Below are 19,855 nucleotides of genomic sequence, written 5' to 3' on the forward strand. Positions count from 1 at the left end.
TGCTTACTTGAGCACGCCCAGCTGCTTGTTGATGAACCACTGCTGTGCGATGCCCAGCAGGTTGTTCGTCAGCCAGTACAGCACCAGGCCGGCCGGGAAGAAGAAGAACATGACGCTGAAGACCAGGGGCATGATCCACATCATCTTGGCCTGGACCGGATCCGGCGGGGTCGGGTTCAGCCAGGTCTGCAGCAGGGTCGAGCCCGTCATCAGCAGCGGCAGGATGAACAGCGGATCCTTGACCGAGAGGTCATGCACCCAACCCAGCCACGGCGCGCCACGCATCTCGACGCTGGACAGCAGCACCCAGTACAGGGCGATGAAGAACGGCATCTGGACGAAGATCGGCAGGCAGCCACCCAGCGGGTTGATCTTCTCCTCGCGGTAGATGCGCATCATCTCCTGCTGGAGCTGCTGCGGCTTGTCCTTGTAGCGCTCGCGCAGCTCGGTGATGCGCGGGTTGACGGCCTTCATCTTGGCCATCGAGCGGTAGGCGCTGGCGTTCAGCCAGTAGAACGCGATCTTCAGCACCACCACCAGCGCGACGATCGCCCAGCCCCAGTTGCCGATCACTGCATGCAGCTTGTCCAGCAGCCAGAACAGCGGCTTGCTGAGGATGGTCAGCATGCCGTAGTCCTTGACGAGCTCCAGACCCGGGGCCATCGCCTCGAGCTTCTTCTCTTCCTGCGGGCCGGCGAACAGCACGGCGTCCTGCGTCTTGCTGGCACCGGCGGCGACCTCGCCCATCGGCAGCACCATGGCGATGCTGTAGAGGTTGGGGCCGACCTTCTGGGCGCGGAACTCACGCGCCTGCCGGGCGCTGACCAGCCAGGCCGAGGCGAAGTAGTGCTGGACCATCGAGACCCAGCCGTCGTCGGCCTTGCGGACGAAGTCCAGCGGCTTGTTGTCGACGGCCGACTTCTCGATGTCCTTGAACTCGAACTTGTGGAACTTGGCCGCGTCGGTGTACATGGCCGGGCCGGTGAACGACACCGGGCCGGCGAACATGTTCGTGTTGCCCTTGATGGTGCCGTCCCGCAGCAGCTGCAGGTACAGCTGCGGCTGCACGGCGGCCGTGCCGGTGTTGCGCACCTCGTGGCTGACCTTGGCCGTGTACTCGCCACGGCGGAAGGTGTAGCTCTTGACCAGCTGCACGCCACCGATGGCCGGCGACTCGAAGCGCACCGTCAATGCGTCGGTGCCCGGCTTGAGCTCGCGCACCGGAGCCTGCACCGCCATCACCGTCAGATGGTTGGGCAGCGCCACGCCGGCCTGGGTGGTGATCAGGCCCGTCTGCGCGGCATAGGTGTGCTCCGCCGAATGGTCGAACAGCACGACCGGCTGGGTGCTGCCCTCGGCCTGGTGCTTGAGCAGCTCCAGCTTGACCAGGTCACCGCCCTTGCTGTCGAGCGTGGCGCGCAGCACGTCGGTGGTGATGGTCAGCTTCTCGCTGGCCAGAGGCACGGCGGCCGCCGAAGCCGCCGGTGTGGCCGCGGTCGCACCGGCCGCGGCTGCAGCCGGCACGCCGGATGCGGCGCCGGCCGGTGCGCTGGCGACCCGGGCCGCCGGCGGCGGGCCGAACATCGACGGCTGGCCGGTGTGGCGCATCCAGGCGTCCCACAGCAGGAACAGCGAGAAGGTGAACACCACCCACAGGATGGTGCGTCGCATGTCGTTCATGGGCGGTTCTTCGGGAACAGACGGGAAAACAGCCCCGGCACCCGGTCGGGCACGGGATCACAACCACCATCACACCAGGGATGGCAGCGCAGGATGCGCCCGGCGGCCAGCGTGACGCCGGTACGGGCGCCATGGCGCTCGATCGCCTGCAGCGCATAGGCCGAGCAGCTCGGCTCGAAGCGGCAGACGCCGCCCAGCCAGGGCTTGAGGAAATAGCGGTAGAAGCGCACCGGCAGCGCGGCCAGGCGACGCGACCAGGACCGCGCACGGACCGGCTGGCCTGCGGCCACGACGACGGCCCCGCCCACGTCGGGCGTGGCGGGGAAGGGCGGTCGTGGATCCGGCACGGCGAACTCCGTCACGGGGTGTCCGGCCCGGCAGGCGCCGGGGTCGGGGCCGATGCACGCCCCCCGTCCGCACGGGAAGACGCACCGGACCCCGGCCGTGGCGGGCGTGGCCCACGCGGCTGGGGCTGTCCGCTGCGGGCACGCCGCAGCAGCACACCGAGTTCGTCGCGCACGGTGGTGCGCAGCGCCTGCGAGCAGGCGCTGGGAAACTGTCGGGGATCGAACGGCGCCTTCAGACGCAGCACCCACAGGCCGGGCGGAAGCTCGGCCGCATGGGCCTGCATCAGCGCCCGCATCTGGCGTCGGATCAGGTTGCGGGTGACCGCCCTGCGGGCATGCCGCTTGGGCACGACCATGCCGAGCCAATGGCCCTGCAGACGCACGCCGGCCCCGTCGATGACAGGGCCGAGCGTCGTCGCGGCAACGGCGGAAGGCCCTGAGGCCTCCTGCCGATCGCCGGACGTGGGAGAGTCATCCACAGCCTGACCGACATCCGGTTGCACCATTGTGGACAACCCGGTGACCACAGCCTTGGGCTGCGGCTTGTGCGGCGGCGTGGGCACCGCGGCCAGCCGATGCGCCGAGAAATGGGCACTGCGCGCGCATGGCAACTGGGCCAGCACGCGCTCGAAGTCGTTCGAACGCAATGAAGCGGCGAACATGGCCCCGGCCTCGGTCGGCGGGCCCGGCGGTTGTGCCGGAATCAGACCTGGGTCAGACGCTTGCGGCCCTTGGCGCGGCGCGCGGCGATGACGGCCTTGCCGCCGCGGGTCTTCATGCGCACGAGGAAACCGTGGGTACGGGCGCGGCGGGTCTTCGAGGGCTGGTAGGTGCGCTTCATGATCGCTCTTCCTGGGGAAAAATGGGTCTGGCAGTGCCGGGGACCGAGAGCCGTAGACGGCGTGAACGCATGGGGAACCGGCGCGACCCGGACAACCTTCAAGCTGCCAGGCCCGCCACCGCGACCACCACACACCCGGCGCCCGCGGACGGCACAGGCTGTGCGGAAGCTGCCGGCCTGTACCGGAGCCTTCCACCCACCCGCCGCCCGCACGGGCAGGAGGTGTACGGTGCCGCCGATCTGCCGGCCTGTGGGCACCGACTCCATCGGTGATCCACATCCTGCAAGCCGGCTTTGGGCGGCCGCACCCATCTCGCCCATGCGCGCTGGGAAAACCCGCTATTACAGCAAAGCGCGAAGAGCTCGTCAATCAAGAGGACAAGACCGTGGCGCTGTCAAGGCGCAATCCGTCGCCCAGGGAAACTGTGGATAACTGGCCCACAACTGACCTGAGAGGCCTACAATGCGGCCGCTCGAAGAACAACTTGTCCACAATGAGCCCTGACCTCTGGCAACGCGGCTGCGAGCGACTCGCCGCCGATCTGCCCGAACAGCAGTACGCCACCTGGATCCGTCCTCTGCCCCCGGCCGACCTGGCCGAGGATGGCGCTGACGGCCTGGTCGCACTGGTGCGCGTGCCCAACCGCTTCAAGCTCGACTGGATCCGCAATCAGTACGCCTCGCGCATCGAGGGCATCCTGACCGATCTGGCCGGACGGCCCGTGCGGCTGGAGCTGGCGCTGGCCCAACGCGAGATGCCCCCGTCGCGACCGGTACCGGCCAGTGGCCCGGTGCGTGCGGCCGCGCTGCTGGATGCCGCGTCGCTCGCGCCCAGCAGCCGGGTCAGCCCGTCCGGTCTGTCGTCCACCGGACGACCGGCCTCGGCGGCGCGCTCGGCCCAGCCGCCGACGGTGATGCCGACCGACGCGACGATGGAGCTGCCGCTCGACCACGACGCCGCGCTCGCCGCAGCTGATGCCGTGCGCCAGGCTGCGCATGTGCGCGCCGGCCTGAGCCCGCAGGCGCTGGCCGCTGCGCAGACCCCGCCGCCATCGGCCAGCAGCCACAAGCTCAACACCGCACTGACCTTCGACACGCTGGTCGCCGGCCGCGCCAACCAGATGGCCCGCACCGCCGCGCTGCACGTGGCCGGTGCACCGGGCGTCATGTACAACCCGCTGTTCATCTACGGCGGCGTCGGCCTGGGCAAGACCCACCTGATCCATGCGGTCGGCAACCAGCTGCTGAAGGACAAGCCCGACGCCCGGGTGCTGTATCTGCATGCCGAGCAGTTCATCAGCGACGTCGTCAAGAACTACCAGCGCAAGACCTTCGACGAGCTCAAGGCCAAGTACCACTCGCTCGACCTGCTGCTGATCGACGACGTGCAGTTCTTCGCCGGCAAGGACCGCACGCAGGAGGAGTTCTTCAACGCCTTCGAGGCGCTGCTGGCCAAGCGCGCCCACATCATCATGACCAGCGACACCTACCCCAAGGGGCTGGTGGACATCGACGAGCGCCTGACCAGCCGCTTCGATTCGGGTCTGACGGTGGCGATCGAGCCGCCCGAGCTCGAGATGCGCGTGGCCATCCTGATCAAGAAGGCGATGGCCGAGGTCACCGAGCTGCCCGAGGACGTGGCCTTCTTCATCGCCAAGAACGTGCGTGCCAACGTGCGTGAACTGGAAGGTGCGCTGCGCAAGGTGCTGGCCTACAGCCGCTTCTCGCACAAGGAGATCAACATCACGCTGGCGCGTGAGGCCTTGAAGGATCTGCTGTCGATCCAGAACCGCCAGATCTCGGTCGAGAACATCCAGAAGACGGTGGCCGACTTCTACAAGATCAAGGTCGCCGACATGTACAGCAAGAAGCGGCCGGCCTCGATCGCCAAGCCGCGTCAGATCGCGATGTACCTGGCCAAGGAAATGACGCAGAAGAGCCTGCCCGAGATCGGCGAGCTGTTCGGTGGCCGTGACCACACCACGGTGCTGCACGCGGTGCGCAAGATCTCCGGTGACCGGCAGAAGGACACCGAGCTGAACCAGCAGCTGCACGTGCTGGAGCAGACGCTCAAGGGCTGAAACGGCCCTGACTGACGAAGACGGCCCCATCGGGGCCGTTTTTTTTCGCCTGGCGCAGCCATGCCGGCCCGTGGTGGGCCACGCCAGGGCCGGCGACACGGCGGCCTCGAACACCAGGGCGCGATGCAGTGCAGGGGTTCGCTCCGTGATGCACACGAGTGCAAACCATGTGAGACCCCAGCATGAAAGCTCCCCACGGTCAAGGGACAGCTCTGGGGACAATTCCAGGGCAAACCATCAGTTGTCCACCGACGATCGGCGGACGGCCGAGTTGTTGTCTGTCACGCCACTTGTTCACAGGCGTTCGGCCACAGGGTTGTCGCGCAGGCAAGTCCTTGTCAGACAAGGATGAAGAGCGGTTGTCCACAGAAGTGGACGTCCTCTATTACTTCTACCAGACTAAAAAAGAATGGATAGAAGACATCGTGGTGCGTCACGGACCGCTGTGAAAAGAGCAGACGACGTCACCGCACCCGGTCACACGGGCGGACGTCGACAGGCCGGCACGAACCTCCAGCGCGCCCTGCATCGCCTTGACGACCGCAGTCACACGCCAGGACAGACTGTCAAGTCAACAGCTCTGGGGACAACTCGCTGACAAGCGGGCGCTTGTCCACAGCGGATCGCCGATGCGCCAAGTTGTTGATGTTCGCGAGCGGGCTTGCCGACGCTCTCGACACATGGTTCTGTCCGCTTCAAGTGGTTGATGCACAATAAGAAAGGCGACTTGTCCACAAAAACGGGCGCCCTCTACCAATACAACCAAGAAAAGATAAAAACCAATAAGAAGAAAGACAGAGGAAGGCGCGTCCCGCGCTTTTTTTCAGAGGATCAGACGCTCGACGTCTGTGGAAGACGGCTTTTGAGGCTGTCCACAGGTGACAATCGCCGCCGATGCGCAACGCCGGCAGCGCACGTCGGTCGCACGCGGCTGACGACCGCAGACAGCGGCTTGCAACGGCAAGGTCTGGACATCGGTCGTCGTACGACTTGCTGTATCCAGACATCGGATTTGCTTATGGATGGCTCGGCCGGCGTCATCCACGGGCGGCTCAAGACCCGGTGCGGACGGCCGATAACCGTCGTTCCCCCTCGTCATGGCCTTGGCTTGCGTCATGTCCGGCATGTTGTCCGGCGGGCACAAACGTCGATCGCGAGAGAAAGCCGGTGAAGACCGGCCAGAAAGCGCCCGCAAGACGGGTCAAAATACGCGGTTGGCGCTCGCCGCGGCGCCAGTTCCGCAGAACGACGCCTCAAGAGGAAGACGATGATCGTGATCAAAGCGCCGCAGCAGCAACTGCTGGAGGCCTTGCAGAACGTGGCTGGCATCGTGGAGCGGCGCCACACCCTGCCGATCCTGGCCAATGTGCTGCTGCGCAAGACCGCTGACGAGGTCGAGCTGACCACCAGCGACCTGGAGATCCAGGTCCGCACCCATGCCCGCCTGGGCGGTGAGACGGCGGCCGTGCCCTTCGGCATCACCGTCGGCGCCCGCAAGCTGATCGACATCCTGCGCACGCTGCCCGGCGACCAGCCGGTGACGCTGAATGCGCAGCAGAACAAGATCACCGTCACCGGGGGCAAGAGCCGCTTCACGCTGCAGACGCTGCCGGCCGACGACTTCCCCCTCGTCAACGAGGCGGTGGACTTCGGGCCGGCCTTCAGCGTGCCGCAGAAGGTGCTCAAGGGCCTGATCAACCAGGTGCACTTCGCGATGGCGGTGCACGACATCCGCTACTACCTCAACGGCATCCTGTTCGTCGCCGAGGGCAAGACGCTGACGCTGGTGGCCACCGACGGCCACCGCCTGGCGCTGGCCCAGGCCGAGCTCGACGTGGACATGCCCAAGCAGGAGGTGATCCTGCCGCGCAAGACCGTGCTGGAGCTGCAGCGCCTGCTCAAGGACGATGCCAAGCCCGCCAAGGCCCCCAAGGACGCTCCGCCGGCCGAGGACGGGGAGGCGGCCGCCCCGGCGGTGGCCGAGGGCAACCCGATCGAGATGCGCTTCGCGGCCAACCAGGCGAAGTTCAGCTTCTCGGGCATGGAGTTCGTCACCAAGCTCGTCGAGGGCAAGTTCCCGGACTACAACCGCGTCATCCCGAAGAACCACCGCAACAGCATCACGCTGGGCCGTGCACCGCTGCTGGCCAGCCTGCAGCGCGCGGCCATCCTGACCAGCGACAAGTTCAAGGGCGTGCGCGTCAACGTCGAGCCCGGCACCCTGCGCATCGCGTCGAGCAACGCCGAGCAGGAAGAGGCCAAGGAAGAGCTGGAGATCGACTACGGTGGCGACACCATCGAGGTCGGCTTCAACGTGACCTACCTGATGGACGCGCTGTCGAACATCGGCGCCGAGATGATCAAGGTCGAGCTGCAGGACGGCAACTCCAGCGCGCTGATCACCGTGCCCGAGCAACCCGGCTTCAAGTACGTCGTGATGCCGATGCGCATCTGACGCTGCACGGGCTTCCGGCGGTCTGCCGGTACCCTCCCCCGTCGCATGCGACCACAGCGGGCCCCAGGCCCGCTTCCGCGTTTGGAAAGGCCCGTCAGAAGGCCTCCGTTCCCCCGCCCTGAAAGCCTGACATGACCGATTCCCTCCCGCAGGACCCCGCCAGCCAGCCCGCCACCCCCAGCGGCGCCGAGGCCTCGGCCGCCTACGGTTCGGACAGCATCCAGATCCTGGAAGGGCTGGAGGCGGTGCGCAAGCGCCCGGGCATGTACATCGGCGACACCTCCGACGGCACCGGCCTGCATCACCTGGTCTTCGAGGTGGTCGACAACTCGATCGACGAGGCGCTGGCCGGCCACTGTGACGACATCATCGTCACCATCCACTCGGACAACTCGATCTCCGTCATCGACAACGGCCGCGGCATCCCGACCGGCGTGAAGATGGACGACAAGCACGAGCCCAAGCGCTCGGCCGCCGAGATCGCGCTGACCGAGCTGCACGCCGGCGGCAAGTTCAACCAGAACTCGTACAAGGTCTCCGGCGGCCTGCACGGCGTGGGCGTGAGCTGCGTGAACGGCCTGTCCCGATGGCTGCGCCTGACGGTGCGCCGCGACGGCAAGGTGCACCAGATCGAGTTCGCCCGCGGCATTCCGCAGGACATGCCCACCGAGCTGCGCGAGGGCTTCGAGGTGCGGCCGATGAAGATCACCGGCGAGACCGAGAAGCGCGGCACCGAGGTGCACTTCCTGCCGGACACCGAGATCTTCCAGCAGAACAACGAGTTCCACTACGAGATCCTGGCCAAGCGCCTGCGCGAGCTCTCGTTCCTGAACAACGGCGTGAAGATCCGCCTGGTCGACGAGCGCAACGGCAAGGAGGACAACTTCGCCTATGCCGGCGGCGTCAAGGGCTTCGTCGAGTTCATCAACCAGGGCAAGAAGGTCCTGCACCCGAACATCTTCCACGCCACCGGCGACCGCATGAGCGACCAGAACACCAACATCGGTGTCGAGGTGTCGATGCAGTGGAACGACGCCTTCAGCGAATCGGTGCTGTGCTTCACCAACAACATCCCGCAGCGCGACGGTGGCACCCACCTGACCGGCCTGCGTGCGGCGATGACGCGCGTGATCAACAAGTACATCGACGACAACGAGCTGGCCAAGAAGGCCAAGGTCGAGATCGCCGGTGACGACATGCGCGAAGGCCTGGCCTGCGTGGTCTCGGTCAAGGTGCCCGAGCCGAAGTTCAGCAGCCAGACCAAGGACAAGCTGGTGTCGTCCGAGGTGCGTGGCCCGGTCGAGGACGTGGTCAGCAAGCTGCTGACCGACTGGCTGCTGGAGAACCCGGTCGACGCCAAGATCATCTGCGGCAAGATCGTCGAGGCCGCCCGTGCCCGCGAGGCGGCGCGCAAGGCGCGCGAGATGACGCGCCGCAAGGGCGTGCTCGACGGCATGGGCCTGCCGGGCAAGCTGGCCGACTGCCAGGAGAAGGACCCCAGCCTGTGCGAGATCTACATCGTCGAGGGTGACTCCGCAGGGGGCTCGGCCAAGCAGGGCCGCGACCGCAAGTTCCAGGCGATCCTGCCGCTGCGCGGCAAGATCCTGAACGTCGAGAAAGCGCGTTATGAGAAGCTGCTGAGCAGCGACTCCATCGTCACGCTGATCACCGCGCTCGGCACCAGCATCGGCCCGGAGGAGTTCAATCCGGACAAGCTGCGCTACCACCGCATCATCATCATGACCGACGCGGACGTGGACGGCGCCCACATCCGCACGCTGCTGCTGACCTTCTTCTACCGCCAGATGCCGGTGCTGGTCGAGCGCGGCCACATCTACATCGCCCAGCCGCCGCTCTACAAGGTGAAGGTGGGCAAGCACGAGCAGTACCTGAAGGACGGCTTGGAGCTCGACGGCTTCCTGCTGCGCGTGGCGCTGGACGGCGCCCAGGTGCTGGCCGACGGCACGGCCGAGGGCCGCGTGATCCGCGGCGAGGAGCTGGAATCGCTGGCCCGCGCCTACATCTCGGCCAACCACGTGATCGAGCGCCTGGCCAACTGGATGGACGGCGAGGCCCTGCGCGCGCTGGCCAACGGCCTGACGCTGAACCTGGACAGCGCCGCCGAGGCCGAGGCCAGCGCCCTGGCCCTGAAGGCCGCGCTGCAGGCCGCTGAAGTGGAAAGCCAGTTCGACGCCCGCACCGACAAGCACCTGCTGCGCATCAGCCGTCGCCACCACGGCAACATCAAGAGCAGCGTGATCACCCAGGACTTCGTCCATGGCGCCGACTACGCGGCCCTGGCCGAGGCCGGCCTGCGCTTCAAGGGCCTGCTGTCCGACCAGGCCGTGGCCCGCCGCGGCGAGGGCGAGAAGGCCAAGGAGCAGAAGGTGGCCGACTTCCGCGCGGCCATGGCCTGGCTGATGACCCAGGCCGAGAACGCCGTGGGCCGCCAGCGCTACAAGGGCCTGGGCGAGATGAACCCCGAGCAGCTGTGGGAGACCACGATGGACCCCAACGTGCGCCGCCTGCTGAAGGTGCAGATCGAGGACGCCATCGAGGCCGACCGCGTGTTCACGATGCTGATGGGCGACGAGGTGGAGCCGCGCCGGGACTTCATCGAGAGCAATGCGTTGAGGGCGGCGAATATCGACGTGTGAGGTCAAGCCGGGCCGGGCGGCGGAGCATCCGTAGCGGCCCGGAGCCCAGATCAGTCGCGCATTCGGCTTATCACATCTGAATCCGGAAAAATAAGAAAAGTCTTTCCGTATCAACAGCTTGCTGTCACATGGCAACCAAGATCTGGGTCACCGAAGCGTTGGAGATCTTGGCCGACAGCTTGACTCCGGTGCCGCATGAACTGAACGAGCTGGACTGGAAGGCCGCACTCTCGGATCACCGGGACCGCTTGACCGAACATCTGATCGCGTTTGCCAACCAGCCCAATGGTGGCTACTTGGTATTCGGCTTGGACGATGATGGTGTTCCGGTCGGTGTCGACAAGGCGCAAGTTGCCGGCATCGTGGGCCAGTTGGCCAATCTGGGTCGAGATGCGGTCGATCCGCCGCTCGTACTGGATCATGCCGTCACGGAATCTGCACAGGGTATTCCGTTGTTGCTGGTGCGGATCCCCGAGCAGGCCGTCAAGCCGGTGCATCGGCGAGGAAAGTCCATCGAAGAGACGTGGGTGCGTTCTGGCGGCAGCACACGCAAGGCCTCGCGGCGCGAGGTCGGCGCACTGCTGATGAACAGCAGCAATCCGCACTGGGAAGACCTGAGGGCCTCGCCGCTGCTGAGCCTGGACGCGGTGCAGCAGCTACTGGATCTGGACGCGGTGGCGCGGCTTCTTCAGCGGCCGTTGCCTGATGAACCGGATGAGCTGGCCCGCTGGCTTGCGCAGGAGGGCATCACTTCTGCGGAAGGGCGCGGTCACTACATCAGCAACTTCGGTGCGATCGCCGCAGCACGGAGGCTGGCCGACTTCCCGTCCTTGGAGCGCAAGCACATCCGTGTCATACGCTATCGCGGCACCAACAAGACCGAGACCATTGATGAGTTGCCGGGACAGCGCGGCTACGCCGTCGGATTCGAGGGACTGATCGGCCATCTGCGGCGGGTACTGCCACACTCCGAGGTGATCCAGCAGTCATTGCGCACCGAGACGTCGATCTATCCTGAGATCGCCCTGCGAGAGCTGGTGGCCAATGCGCTCATCCACCAGGATTTCAGCGTTGGCGGTGCCGGTCCGATGGTGGACATCTTCGCCGATCGGATCACCATCACCAATCCCGGTTCGTTGCTGCCGGGAAAGCGACCCGACCGGCTGATCGGTGCCACACCCGAATCACGCAACGAGAAGCTGGCGGCATCCTTCCGGCGGTTTCGCATCTGTGAAGAGCGCGGCACGGGTTTCCAGAAGGTGGTGCAGGCCATCGAATTGTTCGGGCTTCCGCCCTTGCAGATCATCCCGCACGACAACGCCTTCAGTGTCACGTTGGGTGCGCCCCGAAAGTTCACCGACATGGGATCCGCCGAGCGGATCGAGGCCTGCTATCAGCATGCGGTGCTCCAGTACCTCTCCAGTCAGACCCTCACCAACACCACGCTGCGTGAACGCTTCAGGCTGCACGACAAGCAGCGCAATGCGGTCACCAATCTGATCAGCGACGCCGTCGACGCTGGCCGCATCAAGCGCAAGGACGCACACAGCGGCAACAAGTTCGCTGAATACCTTCCCTACTGGGCCTGACCAGGCACGGCCGCTGAATCACGCCGCGATCCGCGCCGCCTCAAGCCCCGCTACTCACCCCGCCAACAACCGCTGCGTGAAGTCCCCGTCCCCACTCAGCGGCACGATCAGCCGGTGCGTGGCCCGGGTGGCGGCGACGTAGAACAGCCGGGCCTCTTCCGCCGGATCCTGGCCCTCGGCCGGCATGCGGCCGGCGCCCGACAGCGCGACGACGGGGAACTCCAGCCCCTTGCTGGCGTGCATCGTGAGGATCTTGATGGTGTCGTCCAGCGGGTGGAAGGTGCCGCTGCCCTGGCGCACCTCGTGCGGCAGGCCGCGGTGGCGCAGCACGGCGGCGCAGCGCGCCATCTCGGTGTGGTGGCGGCACAGGATGGCCATGTCGCCCCAGGCGTGGCCTTCCTGGTGGGCGGCGCCCAGCAGCTCGGCGATCTTCAGCACCTCCTCGCGCGGGCTCGGCAGGCGGATGACCAGCGGGGCCTGGCCCTCGCGGCCGCAGCTGACGGGCTGCACCAGCGGCACGCTGTCGTCGGGGCTGTCCTCGGAGCGCAGCAGGTCGGCGGCCACGCGGCTGGCAGTCTGCAGGATCTGCCGCGTGTTGCGGTAGTTGATCTTCAGGATGGTGGTGCGGCCCTGGGCCTGGATGCCCACGCTCCTGAAGCTGAACTGGCGGGCGCGGCGGCGCTGGTAGATGCTCTGCGCGTCGTCGTAGAGCACCAGCAGGCTGTTGGTTTCGGGATCGACCATCTGCGCGGCCAGCTTCAACCACCCGGCCTGGAAGTCGTGGCCTTCGTCGATCAGCACCGCCTGGTACTGGCCGCTGGGGATATGGCCGCGCTCGACGCCGCGGATCACGCCGTCGACCATGGCGTCGAACATCTCCGGGCCCTGTGGCGGCAGCGGCTGGCCGTAGGCCACCAGCTGCTGGCGGCACCAGCGGTGGAAGTTGCGCACCTGCACGCGGCCGCTCAGGCCCTTGGCCTGCATCATGGCCTCCAGCTTCACGGCCAGTGGCTGGTTGTAGCAGAGCACCAGCACCGGCCGCCGGTCACTGGCTGTCCTGGCCAACCATTCGGCGCGGTAGGCCAGGATCATGGTCTTGCCCGAGCCGGCCACGCCGTGGATCACGCGGTGGCCGTCGCCCAGGCTGCGCGCCAGCTGTTCCTGCTGCAGGTCCATGACCCGCATGATGTCGGGCAGCTCGGTGGCGAGGTCAGCGGCGCCCGGTGCGCTGTCGGCCGCGGTGTCGAACAGGCCGGCCTGGTCGGGGACCCGCACTTCGGGGAACAGGATCCAGCGCACGCGGTCGATGCGCGGCAGCGACAGCGGGCTGCGCATCGCGGTCGGGAACATGTCCCACAGCCGTTGCTGGAAGGCCTCGGCCTCGACCGCGGAGGTCATCTCGTCACTGCAGATGACGCGGTGGGCGTCGATGGCCTGGTCCAGGCCGGCGCGCTCGAACTGGCCGCGCGTGATGCGCGTCAGCACCACGCCGTAGCTCCAGGGGCAGGCCAGCTTGCCGTCGGCGCCGGTCAGCTGGCGGTCGCGTGACAGCGCATCGACGACCTGGTGCGCGTAGTGGCGGGCCTGTTCGACCGGATTGGCCACGGTCTTGGGCACGCCCTGGGGCAGGATGTCCCAGGTCTGGCGGTTGGCGCCGTGGATGGTCTCCAGGCGCCAGTCCTTGACTTCCAGGATGAGGATGCCGCGCCGCGGGTGCAGGACGACGAAATCGGGGTGGGCGTGCGTCGGGCCGACGGGCACGTCGTACCAGAGCAGGTAGTCGTCGTCGAGCTTGTCTTCCAGCCGCTCGGCCAGTCGGCGCTCGCCGGCGGTCATGCGGGCGACGCAGCTGCCGAGCGCGGGGATCAGGGTGGCCATCAGCGGCGGTGCGTGGCGGCGGGCTCGCGGAATCGTGTGAGGTCGCTCATGCTGCCGTGCAGGCGGGCATTTGTCACCTGGGTGCGGGGCCGTCGATCGCGGGGGGGCGCCGTGTTCGACCGCCCGCTCAGCCCCCCGCGCGCTTCGCCGTCGGATGGCCCTGCGCCACCAGCCAGGCCACCACCTTGTCGACATGGTCGCCCTGCAGTTCCAGCTGGCCGTCCTTGGCCGTGCCGCCGGTGCCGCAGGCGGTGCGCAGGCGCTTGCCGAGGGCGGCCAGGGCCTCGTCGTCCAGCGGCAGGCCGCGCACCACGGTGACCAGCTTGCCGCCGCGCCCGGCCTTCTCGCGGCTGACGCGGATCGGGCCGCCGGCCGGTGGGATCGTGCGCTGCGGGCGGCCGCAGCTGCAGGCGGTGGCCGGCTGGCGGCAGTCGGGGCAGATGCGGCCTGCGTCGGTCGAGTAGACGAGGCGGCTGGCGGCGGCGGGGGCAGGTCGGCTCATGTCGGGATTGTCCTGCGCGAGAAGGCGGCCGATGATGGCCGGCCCGGCAGGAACCGGGGCACGCGGCGGCCGGTCTGACGGACCATCCGCCCGCGCCGCCCCCGAGCCGGGACCCGCACCGAACCGGAGCCGTCCCCATGTCCGTCACCCTGCTCGCCCAGCTCAGCGATCTGCACATCGTGCCGGCGGGCGAGCGGCTGGATGGCCGCATCGACACCGCCGCCGGCCTGCGCGCCGCCGTGGCCACCGTCACCGGCTGGCCGCAGGCGCCCGATGCGGTGGTGCTGACCGGCGACCTGACCGATGCCGGCGAGCCGGCCGCCTATGCCCATCTGCGCCAGCTGCTGGTGCCGCTGGCCGGTATCCCGCTGTGGCCGGTGGCGGGCAACCATGACGACCGCAGCCTGCTGCGTGCCACCTGGCTGACCGATGCCGCACCGGCGCTGGCGGCGGCGCTGGCCGGCGATGGCGAGGGCGCCGCCGCCGACGGCTTTCTGCAGTACACGGTGCCGGTGGGCACCGCCGGCCTGCGCCTGGTGGTGCTGGACACGGCCGAGGCCGGGCAGCCCTGGGGCCGGTTGTGTCCGCGCCGTCTGGCCTGGCTGGACCGCACGCTGGCGCGTCACCGCGACGCGTCGGTGATCGTCGCGCTGCACCATCCGCCGTTCGACAGTGGCATCGCGGTGATGGACCGCATCGGCCTGCGCGAGGGGCGCGAGGGCCTGGCCGAGGTGCTGGCCGCTCATCCGCAGGTCGAGCGGGTGATCTGCGGCCACCTGCACCGCAATGTCCACGCCAGCATCGGCCGCGTGCCGGTCAGCTGCGCGCCCAGTCCGGCGCACCAGATCGCGCTGCAGATGGACCCGCAGGCGCCCGGCGGCTGGATCCTGGAGCCGCCGGGTCTGCACCTGCACCGCTGGACAGGGCCCGGGCAGCTGGTCACGCACTTGGTGCCGGTGGGCCGCTTCGACGGGCCGCATCCGTTCGGCCGCTGAAGGGCGCCGCGGCGGCGCGTGTTCAGTGTTGCAGCGGCTCGGCGCGTTCGGCCAGTTCGCCGAGCTGGCTGGGCTTGATGCGGGTGGCCGCCAGCGCGCCCTTGCTCTCCAGGATCGGGTAGGCGATCGAGCAGATGTGGGAGTTGATGCGCTTCAACTCGCTCAGCAGGTCCAGGTGCAGCGAGCTGGTCTCGATGCTCTCGGCCGTGTGCTCCTGCAAACGCGCGATGTGGTTGGCCGCGTAGCGGTGCTCCAGATCGCGGAAGTGGGCCTTCTCTTCCAGCAGCCGCCGGGCATCGCGCACATGGCCGTCGAGGAAGACGCTCATGCCCAGGCGCAGATTGCTCAGCAGGCGCTCGTGCAGGTGGCAGATCTCGGCCATGCCGGCCTCGGAGAAGCGGCGCTGCTTGCGGATCTTCTTGTCCTCGATGTCGATCAGCACGCGTTCGATGCCGTCGCCGATCTGCTCCATGTTGATGGTGAAGCTGACGATGTCGGTCCAGCGCCGGCTCTCGCGCTCGCTCAGCGCCTCGCGCGAGATCTGAGTCAGGTAGAACTTGATCGCGCTGTAGAGGCGGTCGACCTCGTCGTCGCGGCGCTTGAGCTGCTCGGCCAGCACCAGGTCGTTGTCCTGCAGCACGCCCATCACGCCGCGCAGCATCTGCTCGACCACGTCGGCCTGGTGCAGGGCCTCGCGCGCGGCGCAGCTGATGGCCAGGCTGGGCGTGGTCAGCGCCACCGGGTCGAGGTGGCTGCGGCGCTGGCGGGCCGGGTCGGGCGCGGCATCGGGTAGCCAGCGTTCGACCAGGCGGGCCATCGGCGCGGTCAGGCCCAGGCAGACGACGGCCAGCACCGCGTTGAACGCGAGGTGGAAGCCGACCACCTGCTCGTGCAGCGCGCCCGGCAGGTGCGGCAGCAGCTGGGGCAGGGCGGCCGGCAGCGGCAGCATGGCGGCCACGCCGCCGGCCTTGAACAGCAGATTGCCCAGCGGCAGGCGGCGCGTGGCCGGGCTGTCGCGGCTGGTGACGATCAGCGCCAGCAGGCCGCTGCCGATGTTGGCGCCCAGCACCAGGCCGAAGGCGGTGGCCGGGTTGACGATGCCCTCGACCGCCAGCGTGGCCGTCAGCAGCACGATGGCCAGGCTGGAATAGGCGGCCAGCGTCAGCACCGCGCCGATGACGATGTCGAGCAGCAGGTCCTGCGGCAGGCCGGCCAGCAGCAGGCGCACGGTGGGCGAGGCGGTCAGCGGCCGGGTGGCGCCGACGATCAGCTGCAGCGCCAGCGTGATCAGCCCGAGCCCGATCAGCACGCGGCCGATGCGCCCGCCGATGGCATTGCCCTGGCCGATGAACAGCACCACGCCGACGACGATCAGCAGCGGCGACAACCAGCTCAGGTCGAAGGAGAAGACCACCGCCATCAGCGCGCTGCCGACATCGGCACCCAGCATCACGGTGAGGGCCGCGGCGGTGGGCACCAGGCCGCGGCCGACGAAGCTGGAGACGATCAGGCCGGTGGCGGTGGCGCTCTGCACCAGGCTGGTCACGCCGAGGCCGGCCAGCAGGGCCGTCAGTCGGTGGCCGACCGAGCGGGCCAGCACATGGCGCAGGTTCTCGCCGAACACCCGCAGCATGCCGGTGCGCACCTGGTAGGTGCCCCAGACCAGCAGCGCGATGGCGGCCATCAGGTTCAGCAGGTGGATCACGGTGTCGTCCCGGCCCGTCCGCTTGTCGCCCGGACGCAGGCCTGAGCCCACGGTAACGCCTCAGGCCTTGCGTTGGCAACCGGAATTGACGGGTGAATCCGGACCGTCTTCCGCTCAGCTGTCGGCGGGTGCAGGCGGCGGTGCCGGGCCGCTCGGGGACAATCCGGACATGTCCTCGCGCACCCTGACCACCGCGGCGGCCGGCTTCGAGGCCGCCCGCGCCCTTGATCTGCCCTTGCTGCCGGCCGGCCACCGCCTGCGCCGGCTGCATGGCCACGGCTTCCAGGCCGCGGTGCGTGCCGATCTGCCCACCGGCTGGGGCGCCTTCCCCGGCCAGGAGCTGGCCCGTCTGCGCGAGAGGATGACCGGCCTGGCCGCCGCGCTCGACTACCGCCCGCTGGAGGAGACGCTGGCCGCGCCCGGCGATGCGCGCCTGGCCCACTGGTGGGCGCATCAGCTGGCCGATGTGCCCGGTTGCTGCCAGGTCAGCCTGCGCAGCGCGCCCGATGCGGGTGTGGATGTCGATGACGCGGGCCGGCTGCTGGCCTGGCGGCGCGATGGCTTCCATGCCGCGCACTGGCTGCCCCACGTGCCCGAAGGCCACAAGTGCGGCCGTCTGCACGGCCACGGCTTCGCCGTCGTGCTGCATGTGCGGGTGCCCGAGGCCGACCGTGCGCAGGCGGCCGACGTCGCTGCCCACGGTGGCGCCGAGGTGCGCGCGCTGGAGGCGCTGGACGCGCTGTGGGCGCCGCTGAAGGCCCGGCTGGACCATGCCTGCCTGAACAGCCTGCCCGGCCTGCACAACCCGACGAGCGAGGTGATCTCGGCCTGGATCTGGGCCGAGCTCAAGCCGCAGTGCCCGGCGCTGGCCTGGGTCACGGTCTACGAGACGGCCTCCAGCGGCGCCAGCTTCGACGGCGCCGATCACCGCATCTGGAAGCAGCTGACGCTCGACAGCGCGGTGCGTCTGAGGCGCGCGCCCGACGGCCATCCGGCCCGTGCCGTGCACGGCCACACCTACACGCTGCGCCTGCACCTGGCCGCGCCGCTGCACGAGGTGCTGGGCTGGACGGTGGACTTCGGCGACGTCAAGCGCCTGTTCGATCCGCTGTTCAAGGCGATGGACCACCACCCGCTGCACGAGATCGACGATCTGCCCGACTGCGACGCCGCCACCATCGCGCACTGGGTGCTGGCCAAGGGCCGCGCCGAGCTGCCGCAGATGGAGCGCGTCGATCTGCAGGAGCGCCCGGGCCGTGGCGTGATCGCGCTGGCGCGGGCCGACCAGACCGTGCTGCCGCTGTGAGCGGCCGGCATCACCCACCGCAGCCGGAAGCCACGCGATGAGCTACAGCGTCAAGGAAATCTTCTACACCCTGCAGGGCGAGGGCGCACAGGCCGGCCGCGCGGCGGTGTTCTGCCGCTTTGCCGGCTGCAACCTGTGGAGCGGCCGCGAGGCCGACCGCGCCAGCGCCGTCTGCCGCTTCTGCGACACCGATTTCGTCGGCACCGACGGCCCGGGCGGCGGCAAGTTCACCGATGCGCAGGCGCTGGCCGCGGCGGTCGCCGCGCAGTGGCCGCGCGCGGCCGACGGCACGCCGGCCGGCCGGCCGCTGGTGGTGTGCACCGGCGGCGAGCCGCTGCTGCAGCTCGATGACGCGGCGGTGGCCGCGCTGCATGCGGCCGGCTTCGAGATCGCCGTCGAGACCAACGGCACCCAGCCGGCACCGGCCGGGCTGGACTGGATCTGCGTCAGCCCCAAGTCCGACGCGCCGCTGGTGCTGACGCGCGGTGACGAGCTCAAGCTGGTCTTCCCGCAGCCCGAGGCCCTGCCCGGGCGCTTCGAGGCGCTGGATTTCACCCACCGCTTCCTGCAGCCGATGGACGGCCCGCAGCGCGAGGCGAACACCCGCGCGGCCATCGCCTGGTGCCTGGACCATCCGCAGTGGCGGCTGGGCGTGCAGATGCACAAGGTGGTCGGCATCGCCTGAGGGCGGGGCGGGCGGCAGGGCCGCCGCCGTCGCCCGTCGGGCCCGCTCAGTCCCGCTCAGTCGATCGTGATCTGTGCCTTGCGCACGTAGGCGCGCACCAGCGGCAGCTCCCGGGCCAGGTGCTGGGCATAGGCGGCCGGCGGTTCGAACTTCACGTCGATGCCGGCCTGCTCCAGCTGGGCCTTGATGGCCGGATCGGCGACCACCGCGGCCAGCGTGCTCGACAGCTTCTGCTGCACCGCCGGGCTCAGGCCCTTGGGGCCGACGATGGCCAGCCACGGCGTCATCTCGTAGCCGGGGTAGCCGGCCTCGGCCACGGTGGGCACCTGCGGCAGCAGCGTGGTGCGCCTGGGCGAGGTGGTGGCCAGCACCTTGACCTTGCCCGACTTGAGCATCGGCAGCGCGGCCACCACAGTGTCGATGCTGAGCTCGACCTGGCCGCCCAGCAGATCGGCCATCGCCGGGGCGCTGCCCTTGTAGGGCACGTGGACGATGTCGGCACCGGCCATCACCTTGAACATCTCGCCGGCCAGGTGCGAGGTGGTGCCGGCGCCGAAGGACGCGTAGCTGAGCTTGCCCGGCTTGCTGCGGGCCATCGCCACCAGCTCCTTGACGCTGCTGGCGGCGAAGCCCGGCTGGGCCAGGATCACCAGCGGCGCGGCGCCGACGAAGCCCACCGCATCGAAGCTGGCCTCGGGCGAATACTGCAGCCGCGGCTTGAGCGCCGGGTTGACGACGAAGGTGCTGTTCGACGAAATGAGGAGCGTGTGGCCGTCGGGCTGGGCGCGGGCGACGGCCGCCGCCCCCAGCTCGGTGCCGGCGCCGGGCTTGTTGTCGACCACCACGCTCTGGCCCAGGCGCTCGCCCATGGCCTTGGCCAGGATGCGGCCGACGGTGTCGGTGGCGCCGCCGGCCGAGAAGGGCACGACCAGCGTCACCGGCCGGCTGGGAAACGGCGCTTCGGCGTGGGCGCCGGGCAGGGCGAGCAGTCCGAGCGTGGCCGCGGCCAGGGCGCGGGCCAGACGACGGCGGGCGGGTTGGCGGGTCAGATTCACGTACACCTCGTTCGGAAAGTTGGGCAGACGATCAGGACACCGGGACGGGCCGCACGCCGTGGCGTGGCAGCCGGGCGAC

At 68.8% G+C, this 19,855-nt stretch carries 15 protein-coding genes; 7 read left to right on the forward strand and 8 right to left on the reverse strand.

The genetic code is table 11. The features are described 5' to 3' along the window. Positions 1–3: 3 nt before the first annotated feature. From yidC to rpmH, 4 genes are all read right to left on the reverse strand, one after another. A complete protein-coding gene (gene yidC, locus AACH11_RS15465; RefSeq protein ID WP_341375146.1) occupies positions 4–1,680 on the reverse strand; it encodes a membrane protein insertase YidC in 1,677 nt (558 codons plus the stop codon). Then, positions 1,677–1,925 carry a membrane protein insertion efficiency factor YidD gene (yidD, locus tag AACH11_RS15470; protein ID WP_341375284.1) on the reverse strand — a complete coding sequence of 83 codons (249 nt, stop codon included), beginning with the start codon at positions 1,923–1,925 and terminating at the stop codon, positions 1,677–1,679. The genes yidC and yidD overlap by 4 nt, the downstream gene beginning before the upstream one ends. A 113-nt stretch (positions 1,926–2,038) precedes the next feature. Then, entirely contained in the window at positions 2,039–2,689 is a 651-nt protein-coding gene (locus AACH11_RS15475; protein ID WP_341375147.1) for a ribonuclease P protein component, read from the reverse strand. A 41-nt stretch (positions 2,690–2,730) separates the two neighbouring features. Then, positions 2,731–2,868 carry a 50S ribosomal protein L34 gene (gene rpmH, locus AACH11_RS15480; protein ID WP_341375148.1) on the reverse strand — a complete coding sequence of 46 codons (138 nt, stop codon included), beginning with the start codon at positions 2,866–2,868 and terminating at the stop codon, positions 2,731–2,733. Positions 2,869–3,362: 494 nt separating this feature from the next. On the opposite strand from rpmH, the gene dnaA reads away from it, so the two are divergent. The 4 genes from dnaA (at position 3,363) to AACH11_RS15500 (ending at position 11,650) form a co-directional block, all read left to right on the forward strand. Next, positions 3,363–4,949 (forward strand): chromosomal replication initiator protein DnaA, encoded by a 1,587-nt coding sequence (dnaA, locus tag AACH11_RS15485; RefSeq protein WP_341375149.1) that lies wholly within the window; start codon positions 3,363–3,365, stop codon positions 4,947–4,949. Positions 4,950–6,216: 1,267 nt separating this feature from the next. Further along, entirely contained in the window at positions 6,217–7,404 is a 1,188-nt protein-coding gene (dnaN, locus tag AACH11_RS15490) for a DNA polymerase III subunit beta (RefSeq protein ID WP_341375150.1), read from the forward strand. Between the two features lie 131 nt (positions 7,405–7,535). Beyond that, positions 7,536–10,061, forward strand: coding sequence for a DNA topoisomerase (ATP-hydrolyzing) subunit B (gene gyrB / locus AACH11_RS15495; RefSeq protein ID WP_341375151.1), 2,526 nt, complete (start codon positions 7,536–7,538; stop codon positions 10,059–10,061). Positions 10,062–10,189: 128 nt separating this feature from the next. Then, complete coding sequence (locus tag AACH11_RS15500; RefSeq protein WP_341375152.1) at positions 10,190–11,650, forward strand: ATP-binding protein; 1,461 nt, start codon at positions 10,190–10,192, stop codon at positions 11,648–11,650. A 54-nt stretch (positions 11,651–11,704) separates the two neighbouring features. Here AACH11_RS15500 and AACH11_RS15505 read toward each other — a convergent pair whose 3' ends face one another. Continuing rightward, a complete protein-coding gene (locus tag AACH11_RS15505) occupies positions 11,705–13,528 on the reverse strand; it encodes a DEAD/DEAH box helicase (protein ID WP_341375153.1) in 1,824 nt (607 codons plus the stop codon). Between the two features lie 127 nt (positions 13,529–13,655). Next, positions 13,656–14,030: a translation initiation factor Sui1 gene (locus AACH11_RS15510; protein WP_341375154.1), complete on the reverse strand. Its 375-nt coding sequence runs from the start codon at positions 14,028–14,030 to the stop codon at positions 13,656–13,658. Positions 14,031–14,167: 137 nt separating this feature from the next. Between AACH11_RS15510 and AACH11_RS15515 the strand changes: the two genes are divergently transcribed. Next, positions 14,168–15,025, forward strand: coding sequence for a phosphodiesterase (locus AACH11_RS15515; protein ID WP_341375155.1), 858 nt, complete (start codon positions 14,168–14,170; stop codon positions 15,023–15,025). 22 nt (positions 15,026–15,047) lie between these two features. Here the strand turns inward: AACH11_RS15515 and AACH11_RS15520 are convergent, their stop codons facing one another. Beyond that, on the reverse strand, positions 15,048–16,730 hold the full coding sequence (locus tag AACH11_RS15520) for a Na/Pi cotransporter family protein (protein WP_341375156.1): 1,683 nt from the start codon (positions 16,728–16,730) through the stop codon (positions 15,048–15,050). A 169-nt stretch (positions 16,731–16,899) separates the two neighbouring features. Between AACH11_RS15520 and AACH11_RS24895 the strand changes: the two genes are divergently transcribed. Further along, a complete protein-coding gene (locus AACH11_RS24895) occupies positions 16,900–18,036 on the forward strand; it encodes a 6-pyruvoyl trahydropterin synthase family protein (RefSeq protein ID WP_341375157.1) in 1,137 nt (378 codons plus the stop codon). 37 nt (positions 18,037–18,073) lie between these two features. Further along, complete coding sequence (gene queE / locus AACH11_RS15530; RefSeq protein WP_341375158.1) at positions 18,074–18,721, forward strand: 7-carboxy-7-deazaguanine synthase; 648 nt, start codon at positions 18,074–18,076, stop codon at positions 18,719–18,721. Positions 18,722–18,777: 56 nt separating this feature from the next. On the opposite strand, the gene AACH11_RS15535 is transcribed toward queE, so the two are convergent. Further along, positions 18,778–19,776 (reverse strand): Bug family tripartite tricarboxylate transporter substrate binding protein, encoded by a 999-nt coding sequence (locus tag AACH11_RS15535; RefSeq protein ID WP_341375159.1) that lies wholly within the window; start codon positions 19,774–19,776, stop codon positions 18,778–18,780. Positions 19,777–19,855: the final 79 nt, after the last annotated feature.

The sequence above is a fragment of the Pseudaquabacterium rugosum genome (assembly GCF_038066575.1).
Classification (GTDB): Bacteria; Pseudomonadota; Gammaproteobacteria; order Burkholderiales; family Burkholderiaceae_C; genus Pseudaquabacterium; species Pseudaquabacterium rugosum.